At 70.4% G+C, this 15,945-nt stretch carries 12 protein-coding genes; 6 read left to right on the top strand and 6 right to left on the bottom strand.

The genetic code is table 11. The features are described 5' to 3' along the window. Positions 1–63 precede the first annotated feature (63 nt). Complete coding sequence (locus tag Vlu01_RS26060; RefSeq protein ID WP_204004443.1) at positions 64–1,116, top strand: phosphotransferase family protein; 1,053 nt, start codon at positions 64–66, stop codon at positions 1,114–1,116. Continuing rightward, entirely contained in the window at positions 1,116–2,336 is a 1,221-nt protein-coding gene (locus tag Vlu01_RS26055) for an acyl-CoA dehydrogenase family protein (RefSeq protein ID WP_204004440.1), read from the top strand. The genes Vlu01_RS26060 and Vlu01_RS26055 overlap by 1 nt, the downstream gene beginning before the upstream one ends. A 478-nt stretch (positions 2,337–2,814) precedes the next feature. Here the strand turns inward: Vlu01_RS26055 and Vlu01_RS26050 are convergent, their stop codons facing one another. From Vlu01_RS26050 to Vlu01_RS26025, 6 genes are all read right to left on the bottom strand, one after another. Next, the gene (locus Vlu01_RS26050; protein ID WP_204004436.1) at positions 2,815–3,861 is read right to left on the bottom strand and encodes a LacI family DNA-binding transcriptional regulator; all 1,047 of its coding nucleotides are present in this window, start codon (positions 3,859–3,861) and stop codon (positions 2,815–2,817) included. Between the two features lie 82 nt (positions 3,862–3,943). Next, complete coding sequence (locus Vlu01_RS26045; protein WP_204004433.1) at positions 3,944–5,377, bottom strand: GH1 family beta-glucosidase; 1,434 nt, start codon at positions 5,375–5,377, stop codon at positions 3,944–3,946. Continuing rightward, positions 5,374–6,216: a carbohydrate ABC transporter permease gene (locus Vlu01_RS26040; RefSeq protein ID WP_204004430.1), complete on the bottom strand. Its 843-nt coding sequence runs from the start codon at positions 6,214–6,216 to the stop codon at positions 5,374–5,376. The genes Vlu01_RS26045 and Vlu01_RS26040 overlap by 4 nt, the downstream gene beginning before the upstream one ends. A gap of 10 nt (positions 6,217–6,226) precedes the next feature. Next, positions 6,227–7,195 (bottom strand): carbohydrate ABC transporter permease, encoded by a 969-nt coding sequence (locus Vlu01_RS26035; protein WP_204004427.1) that lies wholly within the window; start codon positions 7,193–7,195, stop codon positions 6,227–6,229. Between the two features lie 110 nt (positions 7,196–7,305). Continuing rightward, the gene (locus tag Vlu01_RS26030) at positions 7,306–8,595 is read right to left on the bottom strand and encodes an ABC transporter substrate-binding protein (protein ID WP_204004424.1); all 1,290 of its coding nucleotides are present in this window, start codon (positions 8,593–8,595) and stop codon (positions 7,306–7,308) included. 291 nt (positions 8,596–8,886) lie between these two features. Further along, positions 8,887–9,432, bottom strand: a complete 546-nt coding sequence (locus Vlu01_RS26025) for a plasmid pRiA4b ORF-3 family protein (protein ID WP_204004421.1) — start codon at positions 9,430–9,432, stop codon at positions 8,887–8,889. Between the two features lie 151 nt (positions 9,433–9,583). Between Vlu01_RS26025 and Vlu01_RS26020 the strand changes: the two genes are divergently transcribed. The 4 genes from Vlu01_RS26020 (at position 9,584) to Vlu01_RS26005 (ending at position 15,940) form a co-directional block, all read left to right on the top strand. Next, positions 9,584–10,330, top strand: a complete 747-nt coding sequence (locus Vlu01_RS26020) for a pyrimidine reductase family protein (RefSeq protein ID WP_204004418.1) — start codon at positions 9,584–9,586, stop codon at positions 10,328–10,330. 215 nt (positions 10,331–10,545) lie between these two features. Continuing rightward, positions 10,546–12,297, top strand: coding sequence for an ATP-binding protein (locus tag Vlu01_RS26015; RefSeq protein ID WP_204004415.1), 1,752 nt, complete (start codon positions 10,546–10,548; stop codon positions 12,295–12,297). 20 nt (positions 12,298–12,317) lie between these two features. Continuing rightward, on the top strand, positions 12,318–13,466 hold the full coding sequence (locus tag Vlu01_RS26010; RefSeq protein WP_204004412.1) for an exonuclease SbcCD subunit D: 1,149 nt from the start codon (positions 12,318–12,320) through the stop codon (positions 13,464–13,466). Continuing rightward, positions 13,466–15,940 (top strand): AAA family ATPase, encoded by a 2,475-nt coding sequence (locus Vlu01_RS26005; RefSeq protein WP_204004409.1) that lies wholly within the window; start codon positions 13,466–13,468, stop codon positions 15,938–15,940. The genes Vlu01_RS26010 and Vlu01_RS26005 overlap by 1 nt, the downstream gene beginning before the upstream one ends. Positions 15,941–15,945 lie beyond the last annotated feature (5 nt).

Raw genomic sequence — 15,945 nt, 5'->3', positions numbered from 1 at the left:
TGCCATGTCCCGAGCGTCAATCCTGACCTTGACAACCCGCCGCACCTGCCATGGACTGTCCGGATGACCGAGCCGACCGCCGGCTCGCCCGCTGGTCTGGATCTGGACCGGCTGGGCGGTTACCTGGCGGCCCACCGCCCCGACCTGGCCGCTGGCGCGTTCCGCGCCGAGCTGATCGCCGGAGGTCGGTCCAACCTGACCTACCTGGTGCACGCCGGTGGGCGGGAGGTGGTGCTGCGCCGCCCACCGCTCGGGCACGTGCTGGCCACCGCACACGACATGGCCCGGGAGTTCCGGGTCATCTCGGCACTCGCCCCGACCGACGTCCCGGTGCCCGAGGCCCTGCTGCTCTGCTCGGATCCGGACGTGCTGGGTGCGCCGTTTTACCTGATGGAACGGGTGCCGGGCGAGGTCTTCCGCAGCCGTTCCCGGACCGACCGACTCACCGGCGAGCAGCGACACGGGCTGGCCATGGCGATGATGGACACCCTGGCTGCGCTGCACACGGTCGAGCCCGCAGCGGTCGACCTGGCCGACTTCGGCCGCCCGGAGGGCTTCCTCGCCCGCCAGGTCCGGCGCTGGTCAGGGCAGCTCGACCGCTCCCGCAGCCGGCCGCTGCCAGGCATCGACGAACTGCGCGACCGGCTCGCCGCCACCGCACCCGAGGGGGCCAACGCCGGCCGGATCGTGCACGGGGACTTCCGGCTGGACAACCTCCTCGCCACCGTGGAACCGGTGACGGTGACGGCGGTGCTGGACTGGGAGATGGCCACCCTCGGCGACCCGCTGGCCGACCTCGGGCTGCTGCTGACGTACTGGGACGTGCTCGGTGGCAGCGAGGCGTCCGACGGCAATCCGGTCGCCGACGGCCTCGGTCCGCGGGCCGGTTTTCCCAGCGGTGCCGAGCTGATCGACAGGTACGCCGGTCGCAGCGACGTCGACGTCGGTCCCCTGCACTGGCACGTCGCGCTGGGCTGCTTCAAGCTCGCCGTCATCTGCGAGGGGATCCACTACCGGCACACCCTCGGCCAGACCCTCGGCGAGGGCTTCGACACCATCGGCGGCCTCGTTGCCCCGCTGGTCGCACACGGACTGACCTCGGTGAGGGAGGCTTGATGGACTTCGCGTACGACGCCCGGACCGAGCAGCTGCAGGCGGAGCTGACCGATTTCCTGGAGCAGCACGTCTACCCGGCCGAGGAGGTGCACGCCGCCCAGGTGGCCGCCGCCGGTGACCCGTGGGCCCGGCCTGCCGTGCTGGCCGAACTGAAGGCTGAGGCCCGCCGACGCGGCCTGTGGAACCTCTTCCTGCCCGATCCGCGCCACGGTGCCGGGCTGACCAACCTCCAGTACGCTCCGCTGGCGGAGCTGACCGGGCGCAGCCCGCACCTCGCTCCGGAGGCGCTCAACTGCGCCGCACCCGACACCGGCAACATGGAACTGCTCGCCGAGTTCGGCTCCCCGGCCCAGCAGGAGCGCTGGCTCACCCCCCTGCTGGCGGGCGAGATCCGCTCCGCGTTCTGCATGACCGAACCAGACGTGGCCTCCTCCGACGCGACGAACATCGCCACGTCGATCCGTCGCGACGGTGACCACTACGTCATCGACGGACGCAAGTGGTGGTCTTCCGGCGCGATGGACCCGGCCTGCCAGATCCTCATCGTGATGGGCAAGACGGACCCGCACGCCGACCGCCACCGGCAGCAGAGCATGATCCTGGTCCCCCGGGACACTCCGGGCGTCACGATCCGCCGCGGCATGCGGGTGTTCGGCTACAGCGACGCCTCCCACGGCGGTCACGCCGAGATCGACTTCGAGGGCGTACGGGTGCCGGCGGAGAACCTGGTCGGCGCCGAGGGCAGCGGTTTCGCCATCGCCCAGGCCCGGCTCGGCCCCGGCCGGATCCACCACTGCATGCGCCTGATCGGGATGGCCGAGCGAGCCTTGGAGCTGCTCTGCCGCCGAGCCATCGAACGGGTCGCCTTCGGCCGCCCCCTCGCCGAGCAGGGCGTGGTACGCGAGTGGATCGCCGAGGCCCGGGTCCGCATCGAGCAGGCCCGGCTGCTGGTGCTCAAGACCGCCTGGCTGATGGACACCGTCGGCAACAAGGGCGCGCACACCGAGATTCAGGCCATCAAGATCGCCACCCCGGCGATGGCCGAGTGGGTCATCGACAAGGCCATCCAGGCGTACGGCGCGGCCGGGGTCAGCCAGGACACCCCCCTCGCCGCACTCTGGGCCTCGGCCCGCACCCTCCGGCTGGCCGACGGTCCCGACGAGGTGCACCGCAACAGCCTCGCCAAGCGCGAGCTACGCCGCTGGTCCAACCCCACCTGACTGCTGCCCGGCCATCCCCGGCTGGTCTGCCGCACCGCCGTGGCCGCCACCGGACGAGGGAGCGTTGCCGGTAGGACCACCACCAATCCCCGCGAATCGCAGAACGTCACCCACCGTGTCCACCGAGCCTCCCCCCGGATGTCGCGGACAGACCTTTGCTCTGCTTCAACGGACGCAACGGTCACGCTCGGTGTCCGGGTCAAGCCAATCGTCGTGTTTCACCTTCCCGTTACCGCTGCTCAACGGCCTGTGCGTGGGTTGAAGCAGAGCAAAGGATGGGAGGTGGTAGGTCGGCACCTTCGCGAACGGTCACACAGCGTCAAGCGCACGGAGAGTTATCGACCGTCGAGGGCCGAGATCGGCGCGCAAGCCGATCTCGGCGGAGTCACACAGCGCGGCGGAGTCACACAGCGCGGCGGAGTCACACAGCGCGGCGGGGTCACACAGCGCGGCGGGGCTGCGGACGGCGGCGCGTACTTCAGGCCGAAGCGCGCTCCACGAACTGGGTGTCCAGGACGACGTGTGGTGCGGGAACCTCGTCACCGCGGATGCGGGCGACCAGCAGCCGCGCCATCTGCCGGCCCATCTCCTCCACGGGCTGGAACACCGACGTCAGGGGTGGCTGAGCCTGCCGGGCGATCGGCTCGTCACCGAAGCCGACCATGGCCACGTCCTGCGGTACCCGGCAGCCGGCCTCACGCAGCGTCCGCAGGGCACCGAAGGCCATCAGGTCGGCGGCCACGAACACGGCGTCCAGGTCAGGGCAGCGCTCCAGCAGCTGCCGCATCGCCGTCGCCCCGCTCTCCTCGCTGAAGTCCCCGTACGCGATCAGGTCGGGGTCGACGCCGAACCCGGCGGTGCGGACCGCGTCCCGATAGCCGGACAACCGGGCCAGGCCGGCGCCCATGTCCTGCGGGCCGGCGATGGTGGCGATCCGCCGCCGTCCCCGGGCGGCAAGATATTCGACGGCATGCCGGGCACCGCCGGCATTGTCGACGTCGACGAACGAGACCGGCTGCGCCTCGGGGTGCAGCATCCGCGCGGGCCGCCCGCCGAGCACAGTGGGCAACTCACGCTCCTCCAACAGGGTGGGCAGCGGATCGTCGTCGTGCAGCGACAGCAGCAGTACCCCGTCGACGTGCTGGTTGGTCAGATGGTGCTCGACCCGTTCCCGCTCCAGCGGCGACTGCGCCATGGCCAGCCACAGTTGCAATGGCGTCTCCAGCAGGGCGGAACTGATCCCCCGGACGATGCCGGCGAAGAACGGCTCGGCAAAGATCCGCTCACCGGACTCACTGACCACCAGGGCCACCGAATCGGTCCGCTGGGTGACCAGCGCGCGAGCGGCACGGTTCGGTACGTAGCCCAGTTCGGCGATGGCCTGTTGCACGGCGGCCCGGGCCTCCGGACTCACCTGCGGAGAGCCGTTGACCACGCGGGAGACTGTGCCACGGCCGACTCCGGCGCGGGCGGCGACCGCGTCGAGCGTCGGCCGCCCGAGCGACCGGGTGCGCTGCGTTGTCATCGTGTGCTCCTCCGACATCAGGCGGCCCCGGCACCTTCACCAGCGTCGGTGCCGGGCCGCCTGTTACTGGCTGGCCATCGCCCTATTGTGCGGCCAGACCGTTGCGTCGGATCACCTCCGCGTACCACCTGGCACTGGACTTGGGGATACGCGTCTGCTTGTCATAGTCGACGTAGATCATGCCAAACCGCTTCGTGTAGCCCCAGGCCCACTCGAAATTATCCATCAGCGACCAGGCGAAGTATCCACGCAGGGGGACGCCCGCGCTGATCGCCTCGTGCGAGGCGCGCAGGTGGGCGTCGAAGTAGGCCAGCCGGTCGACGTCGTCGACCTGGCCGTCGACCACCTCGTCGACGAAGGCGGACCCGTTCTCGGTCACGTAGAGCGGCAGGTCGGTGTACTCCTCGTGCACCCGACGCAGCGTCTCCACCAAACCGGGAGCGTCGATCTCCCACCCCATGTCGGTGACCGGCACCCCTCGGTTGACGAACCGGACGTCCTCGCTGCCGGGCCAGCAGGCCTGGTCCCGCCAGTAGGCCTCCGGCTGCTCGCCGGGGATCGGCGCAGCCACCACGTGCCGGCTGTAGTAGTTGATCCCCACCACGTCCAGCGGCGAGGAGATGACCGCCAGGTCACCCTCGTGAACGTGGTCGAAGTCGGTCACCTTGGCCAGGTCGGCGACCAGGTCGTCCGGGTACGCGCCACGCAGGATCGGGTCGAGGAAGAAACGGTTGGCCAACGCGTCGATCCGCCGGGCCGCGTCGACGTCGCCCGGCGAGTCGCTGACCGGGGTGACCGGGTACAGGTTGACGGTCACCCCGAGCTGCGCTCCCGGCACCGCCGTACGCAGGGCCTGCACGGCGAGACCGTGCCCGAGCATCAGGTGGTGTCCGGCACGGACCGCGTCGGCCCCGTCGGAGCGACCCGGGGCGTGCACCCCGGAGCCGTAGCCGAGGAAGGCCGAGCACCACGGCTCGTTGAGGGTCGTCCAGTACTTCACCCGGTCACCCAGCGCGTCGGCCATCAGCAGGGCGTAGTCGGCGAACCGGGCGGCGGTGTCCCGGGCCGGCCAGCCGCCGGCGTCCTCCAACTCCTGCGGGAGGTCCCAGTGGTAGAGGGTCAGCCAGGGCTCGATCCCGTTGGCCAGCAGCTCGTCGACCATCCGCTGGTAGAAATCGAGCCCTTCGGCGTTCGCCGGACCCGACCCGCCGGGCTGCACCCGGGGCCAGGACACCGAGAAACGGTACGACTTCAACCCCAGCTCGGCCATCAGCCGGACGTCGTCGCCGAGCCGGTGGTAGTGGTCGCAGGCGACGTCGCCGGTGTGCCCGGCAACCGTCCGACCCTCGGTGTGGCTGAAGGTGTCCCAGATCGACGCGGTCCGACCGCCCTCGTTCGCCGCGCCCTCGATCTGGTACGCGGCGGTCGCCGCGCCCCAGAGGAAGCCGGGCGGAAAGGTCAGCGGCGCACGCTCGTCGAGGACGCCGACAGCGGGCGGGGTGGCGGGGTTGCTCACGACTTGACTGCACCTTCCATGATCCCGCCGATGATCTGGCGGCCGAACAGGATGAAGACGAGCACCAGCGGGAGGGTGCCGACCGCCGTGGCGGCGAAGACCTGCGAGTAGTCCGTGTAGTAGGCGTACGAGAGGAAGGAGAGCGAGACCTGCAGGGTCGGGTTCTCCGGGGTGAGGATCGCGTACGGCCAGAGGAACGAGTTCCAGGTCTCCATGAAGGTCAGCAGACCCAGCACACCGGCGGCCGGACGCAGCGCGGGCAGCACGACGTTCCAGTAGATCCGGAACGTGCTCGCGCCGTCGACGCGACCCGCCTCGATCAGCTCGTCGGAGATCGCCTGGCTGGCGTACTGCCGCATCATGAACACGCCGAAGGCGCTGACCAGGAACGGCACGGTCACCGCGTAGAGGGTGTCGTACCACCCGAGCGACTGCATCATGCTCCAGAGCGGGATCAGGCCCATCTGGGTCGGGATCATCATGGTCACGATGATCGCCAGCAGCAGCACGTTGCGACCGCGGAAGCGCAGCTTCGCGAAGGCGAAGCCGGCCAGGGAGCCGGTGAGCACCACCGACACGGTGACCACCGAGGAGACGATGATCGAGTTCATCATGCCCTTGAGGAAGTTGGCCGCGTCGTTGTCGAGCACCCGTTCGAAGTTGTCACCGAACGCGCCACCCGGGGTCATCGGCGGCGGCACGTCGTTGATCGACTCCAGGCTGCGGGTGCCGATCACCACCATGTAGTAGAAGGGGTAGATCGACAGCAGCGCCGCCAGGACGAGCGCCATGTAGGTCAGGGGACTGGTGCGCCACAGGCGCTTTGAAGCCGAGATCATCGATCTCTCCTCACTTGGCCGCGCGGCGGACGAGTACGAAGTTGATCAGCGACACGAAGACGATGATCATGAAGATCGCCCAGGCGACCGCGGCTCCGTAACCTGCGGTACTCAGGTTGTAGATGCCCTTCTCATACATGTACATGGCCAGCGTCTGGTACTCGCGCTGGTTGCCGCCGATGATGCTGCCGTTGGCGAAGAGCAGTGGCTCGGTGAAGAGCTGCATGCCGCCGATCGTGGAGAGGATGACCACGAAGATGAAGGTGGGCTTGAGCATCGGCAGGGTAATTTGCCAGAACTGCCGCCACTGGCTGGCGCCGTCGATCGCGGCCGCCTCGTACAGGTCCTTCGGGATGGCCTGCATGCCGGCGAGCAGGATCAGGGTGTTGTAGCCGGTCCACCGCCAGTTGACCATGGTGGCGATCGCGGTCCAGGAGCTCCACTCCTGGGCGCGCCAGTCGATCTGGTCCACCCCGACCAGGCTGAGCAGCCAGTTGAACAGGCCGAAGTCGCGCTGGAACAGCATGCCGAAGACGATCGCGACCGCAGCCACCGAGACCACGTTCGGTACGAAGATGGCCATCCGGAAGAAGGTCTTGGCGCGCAGCAGGGTCTGGTTGAGCAGGTTCGCCAGGAACAGCGCCATCAGCAGCTGCGGGATGGTCGACAGGGCGAAGATGCCGAACGTGTTGATCAGCGCGTTCCAGAAGTACTCATCGGAGACCAGCTCGGTGTAGTTGTCGAGCCCGATGAAGGTGTGGTCGCCGATCATGTCCCAGTCGTGCAGCGACATCCAGGCGGTGCGCAGCATCGGGTACAGCCCGAAGGTCCCGAAGATCAGGAAGAACGGCGCGATGTAGAGGTACGGCGAGTACTTGAGATCCAGGCGGTTGAGGAGATATCCCCGGCGGCGTCGGGAGGAGGCGTCAGGGGGTGGTGCTGCAGGCGACGGCGGCGCCGTGGTGGCCGAAAGGCTCATGACGGGTTTCCTTTTTCAGCGAGGCCCGAGGGCCCTCGCGCAGAACGCTGCGCGGTGGGGACCGACCGGTGGCGTCCGGGTAGTCCCGAACGCCACCGGAGGGGAATCACTCAGAAGGCACCCTGAGTCTGTGCATCCTTCGTGAACTGCTCCCAGGCCTTGTCCTTGCTGGCCTGCCCGTTCTCAAACGCCCGCATCGCCGGCTCGAACGCGTTCTCCTTGACCGCCTGGTGCTTCGGGCCCAGGTGCACCGGCTGGATCTGGGCGACGCTCTCACCGAAGATCTTGCCGGTCGGCGCGTTGCTGAAGTACTCGTTGGTGTAGCTGAGGAAGGCCTCGTTCTTCAGCGCCTCCAGGTTGGTGGGCAGCGGGCCCTTGGCCTTGAATGCCTCAACCTGGCTGGTGGCGTTGGTCAGGAACTCGGCGAGCTTCGCCGCTTCCTTCTGGTACTTGCTCTGCTCCGGCACGGCCAGCCACGAGCCGCCCCAGTTACCGCCGCCGCCCGGCACGGCCGCGACGTCCCACTTACCCTTGTTGGCCTCGCCGGAGTTGTCCGCGACGATGCCGAGCATCCAGGACGGGCAGAAGGTGGTCGCGAAGGTGCCCTGCTTGAAGCCACCGGACCACTCCGGCGACCAGGTGGACGCCTTGGCGGAGATGTCGACCATCGAGGTCGCGGTGTCCCAGGCGGCCTTCACCCCGGGGCTGGAGTCCGCGATGATGTTGTTTTCCTTGTCGTAGAACAGGTCGGTGCCCTGCTGGAAGAGCACGCCGTTGGAGACGGCGGTGATCGAGTCGACGAACGCCTTGCCAGTGGCCTGCTTGTACTTCTGGCCGGTCTGGTGGAAGCCGTTCCAGTCGGGCCAGAGCGCCGCGACGGCGTCCCGCTCGGTGGGCAGGCCGGCCGCCTCGAACAGATCCTTGCGGTAGCAGACCGCGAGGCTACCGACGTCGGTCGGCAGGCCGATCAGCCGACCGTCCGGCGCCTTGCCCAGCTCCCACTTCCAGGGCAGGTAGTCGTCGGCGATCTCGGACGACACCAGCGGGTTCAGGTCAGCCCAGTTACGCGGGTTGGCCTTGAACTCGTTGAGGATGCCCTCTTCCAGGGCGGTCACGTCGGCCGCGCCCTTGCCGGTGGCGAGGTAACGGACCAGCTTGGGCCGGTACTCGCCGAGCTGAGCGGTCTTGCGCAGCTCGACCTTGATGCCGGTCTGCTGCTCGTACTGCTTGACGAGTTCGTCGTAACCCATCTCGCCAAAGGTGTCGACAACCAGCTTCGCGGGCTTCTCGCCCTCGGCCGGCGCGTCGTCGTCGTTGCCGCAGGCCGCGAGACCGCTGGCGACGAGGACCGCCGCCAGGGCGGTTGCCGCCATGCGGGAACGCCGCGTGGTGAGGCTCATCCTGACCCCTCTTTCAGTGGTGAGGCTGCTGGATTATTCGTGGTGGGGGGTGCCGCAGCGCCTGCCGACGCCGACTGGATAAGCCAGCGTCGACGCCCAGGAGCGGGTATGTGATCCACGCCTCTTGGGAACGCTCCCATGAGATTGCCGGCAGGTGTCGGGAGTGTCAATAGTCCAGTGGGAGCGATCCCAGATCGTTACCACGCAGCTCGTTTGACCGAACAGACAATCGGGAAGTACTGATGAGTTGCGGCCTTGACCACCCGGCCGGCCAGCGGAGAGACACGGCAGTCAGCAGAGACGCCGCAGCAGCGTGTCGACACGACCGGGGTCAAAAGCCTCCGGGTCGAACCCGGCACCCACCCACTCGCGCATCGTCTGATGCTCCGGATGACTCGACTCGGCCAGCGCGGCGAGCAGGACCAGGTAACCCTGCGGCCCGCCGAGGTCCTCCGGTGGGCAGGCCCGCTCCCCGTCCAGGCAACTCGGATAGCGTTCGTCAGCTTCGGCGGCGAACACGTCCTCCACCAGCAGGTCATGCTCCCACCAGTCACCGAAGTCGTACGTGTAGTGGAACCTGCTGCCCTTGCCGACCACCGCGTCCAGCCGGACGTCCAGCTCGTCGTGCAGGGCGAGCTCGCCGTCCGGGTCGGGTTCGCCGTACTGCACGCCGTCGATCTCGAACGAGTGCAGGTGACAGTCGCGCCAGCCCATCGCGTGCTGCACCACCCGGTGTACCCGATCCAGGGTGTAGCCGCCGGGTACCAGCACCCGGCGCCAGATCGCCGGGCGGACCCCGGCCAGGGACATCCTCAGCTGGAAGATCTGACGCGGCATGGGTGTCCCATCCTCCCGCGGCATAGGCTGCGAGCATGATCTGCCGAGCGTGCCGGGCGCGGCGGCACGACGACTGCCCGGGCCGAAACTGGTGCGACTGCCAGCACCGTACCCCTCGACCCACCCCTCCTGTCACCGGTCCGGCCGGCGAATGAGCGCCGGAGCGGCGATTTCCGTCCTCTGGCCGGATCCGTCATCCGAGCCGGTGGACGACGACACGCTCATCGCCAGGTACGGCCGCGCGGACCGACCGCACCTACGGATGAACTTCGTGACCAGTGTCGATGGCGCGGTCAGTCTCGACGGCTACTCGGCCGGGTTGTCCGGCGGGCCGGACAAGCGGGTCTTCGGGCTGCTCCGGATGCTCTGCGACGCGCTGCTGGTGGCCGCTGGCACGCTGCGCCACGAGGGTTACGGAGCAATCCGGCTGGACGAGCGTCGCCGGGCCTGGCGACGCGCGCACGGGCTGACCGAGTACCCGACCCTGGTCGTGGTCTCCGGCACCCTGAACCTCGATCCGGCCCAGGCCGCCTTCGCGGACGCACCCGTACGTCCCGTGGTGCTCACTCGCCGGGACGCTACGGCACCCCCCGGCCTGTCCGCGGTGGCCGACCTGGTCCGCTGCGGTGACGGCCGCGTCGACCTGGTCGCCGGGCTGGCCGAACTGCGCCGTCGCGGACTCGGTCAGGTGCTCTGCGAGGGCGGTCCGCAACTCTTCGGTGCCCTCACCGCGGCCGACCTGGTCGACGAGGTGTGCCTCTCGGTCGCTCCCCTGCTCGCCGGGGCCGGGCCCGGTCGGATCACCGCCGGGGAACCGAGTCCGGCGCGTGGCCTGCCGCTGCGGCACGTGCTGCTCGCCGACGACGGCACCCTGCTGCTCCGCCACGCCCGACACTGACCGGCCGCCCGCCACACCCGTTGGGCCGCCGCCGCGAGTTGCCCGAAGATTTCCCTGGCCGGCGCACACCCGGCGTCAGAACTCGATCGCCGTGCGCGTTCGGCGCGGTGTCGTTACGTGGTCTGCGCCGCGTCGCGTGGCGGCCTGTCGTACTCCTCCGGCAGGATGCAGGGCGTGTGTGCCGACCACGACGATCAGCCGAGCGGAGTTGCCCGATGACTGACCAGGGGTTCGACGGCCCGGGCGAGGGGGTGGGCCGGGTGCTCGGCACCGCCGACGCCACTCCCCTGCAGTTCTGGACGGCGGTCTCCCCCGGCAGCTATCTCCAGCTCGATGACGTGGTGGTGACCCGGCGGGAGCTGCCCGACCGCGAGCCGGTGACCATCGCCGGGGTGGTCACCCAGGTCCGGGCACGACACGAGGGCGCACAGTTCGACTCCGACGTCTTCGCCATCGCCGACGGCACGCTGCCCGCGCAGGTGCAGGAGGCCGCCGAGATCACCACCACCCGGGTCGATCCCGAGTTCTACGTGCCGCCGCAGCCGGGTGCCGTGGTGCACCGGGCGGAAGGCGATGCCCGGGCCCGCGCGCTGCACTTCGACCGGATGGAACGACGGATCCCGATGGGCACCGGCCGGGACGGTGTGCCGGTCTATCTGAACGCCGACTTCCTCGACGGCAGCCGGGGCGCGCACGTGTCGATCTCCGGCATCTCCGGGGTCGCCACCAAGACCAGCTTCGCCACCTTCCTTCTCTACTCGGTGTTCCGCTCCGGTCAGCTCGGCGGCGACGCGGTCAACGCCAAGGCGCTCATCTTCAACGTGAAGGGCGAGGATCTGCTCTTCCTCGACCATCCGAACGCCCGGCTCGACGATCCGACCCGGGCCGCGTACGCCCGACTCGGCCTGGTCGCCGACGCCTTCCCCGACGTGCGGGTGTACGCGCCGCCCCGGGTCGGTGACTCGTCCGGCACCCCGGACGTGAGCAGTCGGCTCACCGGGGTGGACAGCTTCTACTGGACGCTCACCGAGTTCTGCGCCGACCGTCTCCTGCCGTACGTCTTCGCCGACGCCGACGACGAACGTCAGCAGTACACGATGGTGGTCCACTCCGTCGCCGCCCACCTGGCCCGGTACGCCCAGCCCGCCGACGGCGGGGTCAGCATCGACGGGGTCCGCCTGGGCAGCTACGGCGACCTGGTCGACCACATCGTGGAGCAGCTCAGCGACGACGAGACCCGAGGCGACTGGGCGGGCAGCGCGGTGGGTCTGGGCACGGTGAACGCGTTCGCCCGCCGGTTGATCGGCAGCAAGAAGGACCTGTCCCGGCTCATTCGCGGCGACCTGGCCACCCGCCGCCCGCACAGCATCAACACCTCCGAGAGTGCCCAGGTCACCGTCGTCGACCTGCACAACCTGCCGGATCGGGCGCAGCGCTTCGTGGTCGGTGTGACGCTCAAGAGCGAGTTCGACCGCAAGGAGAAGTCCGGCACCGCCCGGCCGCTGCTCTTCGTCGTGCTCGACGAGTTGAACAAGTACGCCCCTCGGGAGGGGTCCTCCCCGATCAAGGAGGTGCTGCTCGACATCGCCGAGCGGGGCCGCTCCCTCGGGGTGATCCTGATCGGCGCGCAGCAGACCGCCAGCGAGGTGGAGCGACGCATCGTCACCAACTCCGCCATCCGGGTGGTGGGCCGGCTGGACCCGGCCGAGGCGTCCCGCCCGGAGTACGGTTTCCTCCCCCCGGCCCAGCGGCAACGCGCGCTGCTGGCCAAGCCGGGCACGATGTTCGTCAACCAGCCGGACATTCCGGTGCCGCTCTGTCTGGAGTTCCCGTTCCCCGCCTGGGCGACGCGGGTGTCCGAGGCGGGAGCCGCGCCGTCGCAGACCCTGCGTTCGATCACCCAGTCCGCCGACCCGTTCGTGGTGGTCGGGTCGGGCGGCGGCGCCGACGACGACATTCCCTTCTAGCCCCGGGGTGGGATGACAGCATGAAGATCCTGCACACCTCCGACTGGCACGTGGGCAAGGTCCTCAAGGGGCAGTCACGGGCCGAGGAGCACAAGCAGGTGCTGGCCGAGGTCATCGAAATCGCCCGGCGGGAGCGGCCCGACCTGGTCGTCATCGCCGGTGACCTCTACGACACCGCGGCACCGACCCCGGAGGCGACCCGCCTGGTCACCCGGGCGTTGACCGCGCTGCGTCGTACCGGCGCGGACGTGGTGGCGATCGGCGGCAACCACGACAACGGGCCGGCGCTGGACGCGCTGCGCCCGTGGGCCGAGGCCGCCGGCATCACCCTGCGCGGCGGGGTACGGGAGGACCCGGCCGAGCACGTCATCGACGGCACCACCGCCGCCGGGGAGCGCTGGCGGCTGGCCGCGTTGCCGTTCCTGTCCCAGCGGTACGCGGTACGCGCGGTGGAGATGTACGAGCTGACCGCCGCCGAGAGCACCCAGACGTACGCCGACCATCTGGGCCGCATCCTCGCCCGGCTGACCGAGGGTTTCGACGAGCCGGACCGGGTGCACCTGGTCACCGCCCATCTCACGGTGGTGGGCGCGGCCACCGGCGGCGGCGAGCGGGACGCGCACACCATCATGGGGTACGCGGTGCCCGCCTCGGTCTTCCCCGGCACCGCGCACTACGTGGCGTTGGGGCACCTGCACCGTGCCCAGCGGGTGCAGGGGCCGTGTCCGATCCGCTACAGCGGCGCCCCGCTCGCGGTGGACTTCGGGGAGCAGGAGAACGTCCCGGCGGTGACGCTGGTCGAGGTCACCGCGACGACGGCGGCACGGATCCGCGAGGAACCGGTGACCGTGGCGACCGCGCTGCGCACCGTACGCGGCACCCTCGCCCAGCTCGCCGAGATCACCCCGCCGGAGGGCTGGCTGCGGGTGTACGTGCGCGAGCAGCCCCGCGCCGGCCTGCGGGAGGAGGTGCAGCAGTTGCTGCCCCGGGCCCTGGAGATCCGGATCGACCCGGAGCTGGTGCCGGCCCCCGGCACCGGCACCCGGGTGGCCCAACGGTCCGGCCGCTCACCCCGGCAGTTGTTCGCCGACTACCTGGACAACCGGGGGCATGCCGACGAGGGCGTCCGGGAACTCTTCGACGAGCTGCTCGAGGAGGTCGATCACTGATGCGGCCGATGCGGCTGGATCTGGCCGGTTTCACCGTCTTCCGCGACGCCACCACCATCGACTTCACCGACGCCGATTTCTTCGCCCTGGTCGGGCCGACCGGTTCCGGCAAGTCCACAGTGCTCGACGCGATCTGCTTCGCGCTGTACGGCACGGTGCCCCGGTGGGGCGGCACCCGCGGGCTGGGCAACGCGCTCGCCCCGTCGGCCACCGAGGCGCGGGTCCGGCTGGTCTTCGAGTCCGGCGGTGCCCGATACGTCGCCACCCGGGTGGTGCGTCGGGACGGTCGGGGCAACGTCAAGACCGCCGGCGCCGGGCTGCAGCTGATGCCGGAGGGTTTCGACGTCACCAAGCTGGACACCGGGCTCAGCCCGGACGACCTCGGCGAGGTGGTGGCCGGCACACCGGCGGAAATGGACGCCGCGGTGCTGGCGGCGGTCGGCCTGCCGTACGAGCAGTTCACCAGTTGCGTGGTGCTGCCGCAGGGCCAGTTCGCCGACTTCCTGCACGCCCGCCCGGCCACCCGTCAACAGATCCTGGTCAACCTGCTCGGTCTCGGCGTGTACGAGCAGGTGCAGCAGCGGGCCACCGCCCGGGCCGGGCAGGCGGAGGCGAAACTGGAGGCTGTCGACCAGTTGCTCGCCGGGTTGACCGACATCGACGACGAGGCGCTGGAACAGGCCGCCGGCCAGGTCGACCGGATGCGGGAGCTGGCCGGGGCGGTGACCGCCGCCGTACCGGAGCTGGAGGTGGCCCGCACGACGGTGCGGGAGGCCAATGCGGCGCTGGCCATGCTCGACGCCGACCTGGCCGCACTGGACGAGGTCCGGGCGCCGGACGGGGTCGCCGAGGTGGCCCGGGCAGTGACCGAGGCGCGGGCCGAGTCCGACGCGGCGACGGCTGCGGTGTCACTGGCCGAGGAGCGTGAGGAGAAGCTGCGCGGCGAGTTGACCGCTGCCGGCGACGAGAGCGCTTTGCGGATGCTGCTGCGGGCGTACGCCGACCGGGAGCAGCTCTCCGATCAGGCGGAGCGGGTGCGGGCCGGGATGGAGGCGGCCGGCGTCGAACACGACGCGGCGGTACGGTCGCTGACCGAAGCGCAGGCGGCGGCCGAGCGCGCCGAAGCGGAGCTGGCGGCGGCCTTCCAGGCGCACGAGGAGGCGAAGACCGCCGACCAGGCGATGGCGTTGCGGGCCCACCTGACCGGCGGGGACGCCTGCCCGGTCTGCGAGCAGACGGTGGCGCAGGTGCCGGCGATTCCCGCCGGCTCGGCGGTGACGAGGGCGGTGACGGCCGGCAAGGCGGCCCGGGTGGCGAGCGAGGCGGCCCGAAAGGTCGTCGCCGCGCGGGACGCCGCCGCGCGGGACCTGGAGCGGGTGCTGCTGCGTGCCCGCACCGAACATGACGGCCTCCGAGCCCGCCTGGCCGAGTTGGACGAACAACTCGCGGGTGCGGCAAGCGTCGAGGCGCTGCGGTCGCGGCTGGCGGAGTTGGCCGGCCTGCGGCAGGGGTTGGACGCGGCCACCACCGCCGTCCGCACCGGCCGGGACGCGGCCCGCAAGGCCCGGGGCGCGGTGGAGGCGGCGCAGGATCGGCTTCGGGGAGCGTGGCGACGGTTCGACGGCTCCCGCGACGCGGTGGCCCGGTTCGGGCCGCCGGCCACCGATCGCGAGGATGTCGCCGTCGCCTGGGCCACGTTGGCCGAGTGGGCGCGGGATCAGGCGCAGCGCCGCCGGTCGGAGCGGGCCGGGCTGGTCGCTGCCGTGGTCGAAGCCGAGACGGCAGCCGGGGCGGCGGCGGACCGCATCGCCGGCATCTTCGCCGACGCCGGGCTGCCCGCCCCCGACGATCCGGTACGTGCCGCCACCGTCGCCGTGGAGCGGGCCGAGGCTGACCTGCGCCGGCTGACCGAACGACGCGAGCAGGCCGGGGCACTGCGGGAGCAGCGGGCCGGGCACGACCGCGAGGCGCAGGTGGCTCGGGCGCTGGCGGGGCACCTGCGGGCCAACAACTTCGAACGGTGGCTGCTGGCCGAGGCGCTGGACCTGCTGGTCGACGGTGCGTCGGGGATCCTGCGGGAGCTCTCCGGCGGCCAGTACGACCTGGTCCACGACAAGGGCGAGTTCTTCGTGGTCGACCACCACGACGCCGGGCTGCGGCGCGGGGTGCGGACGTTGTCCGGCGGTGAGACGTTCCAGGCGTCGCTGGCGTTGGCGCTGGCGCTGTCGGAGCAGTTGGCCGGGATGTCCACCACCGCGGCCAGCCTGGAGTCGATCGTGTTGGACGAGGGTTTCGGCACTCTCGACGCGGCCACCCTCGACACCGTCGCCGCTACTCTGGAGAACCTCGCCGCCCGGGGCGACCGCATGGTCGGCGTGGTCACCCATGTGTCGGCGCTGGCCGAGCGCATCCCGGTCCGCTTCGAGGTGCACAAGGACGCCCGCTCGGCCCGGGTGGAACGGACCGGCCGGTGATGGGG

Origin of the sequence: Micromonospora lutea (assembly GCF_016863535.1) — a bacterium.
Classification (GTDB): domain Bacteria; phylum Actinomycetota; class Actinomycetes; order Mycobacteriales; family Micromonosporaceae; genus Micromonospora; species Micromonospora lutea.
Note: the sequence above shows the minus strand (reverse complement) of the source record. Positions and strands in the feature narration are given on the sequence as shown.

Bases quoted from the DNA above. Each gene is read 5' to 3' on its own strand.
- Vlu01_RS26010 (WP_204004412.1), top strand. From the start codon at position 12,318: ATGAAGATCCTGCACACCTCCGACTGGCACGTGGGCAAGGTCCTCAAG.
- Vlu01_RS26040 (WP_204004430.1), bottom strand. From the start codon at position 6,216: ATGATCTCGGCTTCAAAGCGCCTGTGGCGCACCAGTCCCCTGACCTAC.
- Vlu01_RS26005 (WP_204004409.1), top strand. From the start codon at position 13,466: ATGCGGCCGATGCGGCTGGATCTGGCCGGTTTCACCGTCTTCCGCGAC.
- Vlu01_RS26050 (WP_204004436.1), bottom strand. From the start codon at position 3,861: ATGACAACGCAGCGCACCCGGTCGCTCGGGCGGCCGACGCTCGACGCG.
- Vlu01_RS26060 (WP_204004443.1), top strand. From the start codon at position 64: ATGACCGAGCCGACCGCCGGCTCGCCCGCTGGTCTGGATCTGGACCGG.
- Vlu01_RS26025 (WP_204004421.1), bottom strand. From the start codon at position 9,432: ATGCCGCGTCAGATCTTCCAGCTGAGGATGTCCCTGGCCGGGGTCCGC.
- Vlu01_RS26020 (WP_204004418.1), top strand. From the start codon at position 9,584: ATGAGCGCCGGAGCGGCGATTTCCGTCCTCTGGCCGGATCCGTCATCC.
- Vlu01_RS26055 (WP_204004440.1), top strand. From the start codon at position 1,116: ATGGACTTCGCGTACGACGCCCGGACCGAGCAGCTGCAGGCGGAGCTG.
- Vlu01_RS26015 (WP_204004415.1), top strand. From the start codon at position 10,546: ATGACTGACCAGGGGTTCGACGGCCCGGGCGAGGGGGTGGGCCGGGTG.
- Vlu01_RS26030 (WP_204004424.1), bottom strand. From the start codon at position 8,595: ATGAGCCTCACCACGCGGCGTTCCCGCATGGCGGCAACCGCCCTGGCG.
- Vlu01_RS26035 (WP_204004427.1), bottom strand. From the start codon at position 7,195: ATGAGCCTTTCGGCCACCACGGCGCCGCCGTCGCCTGCAGCACCACCC.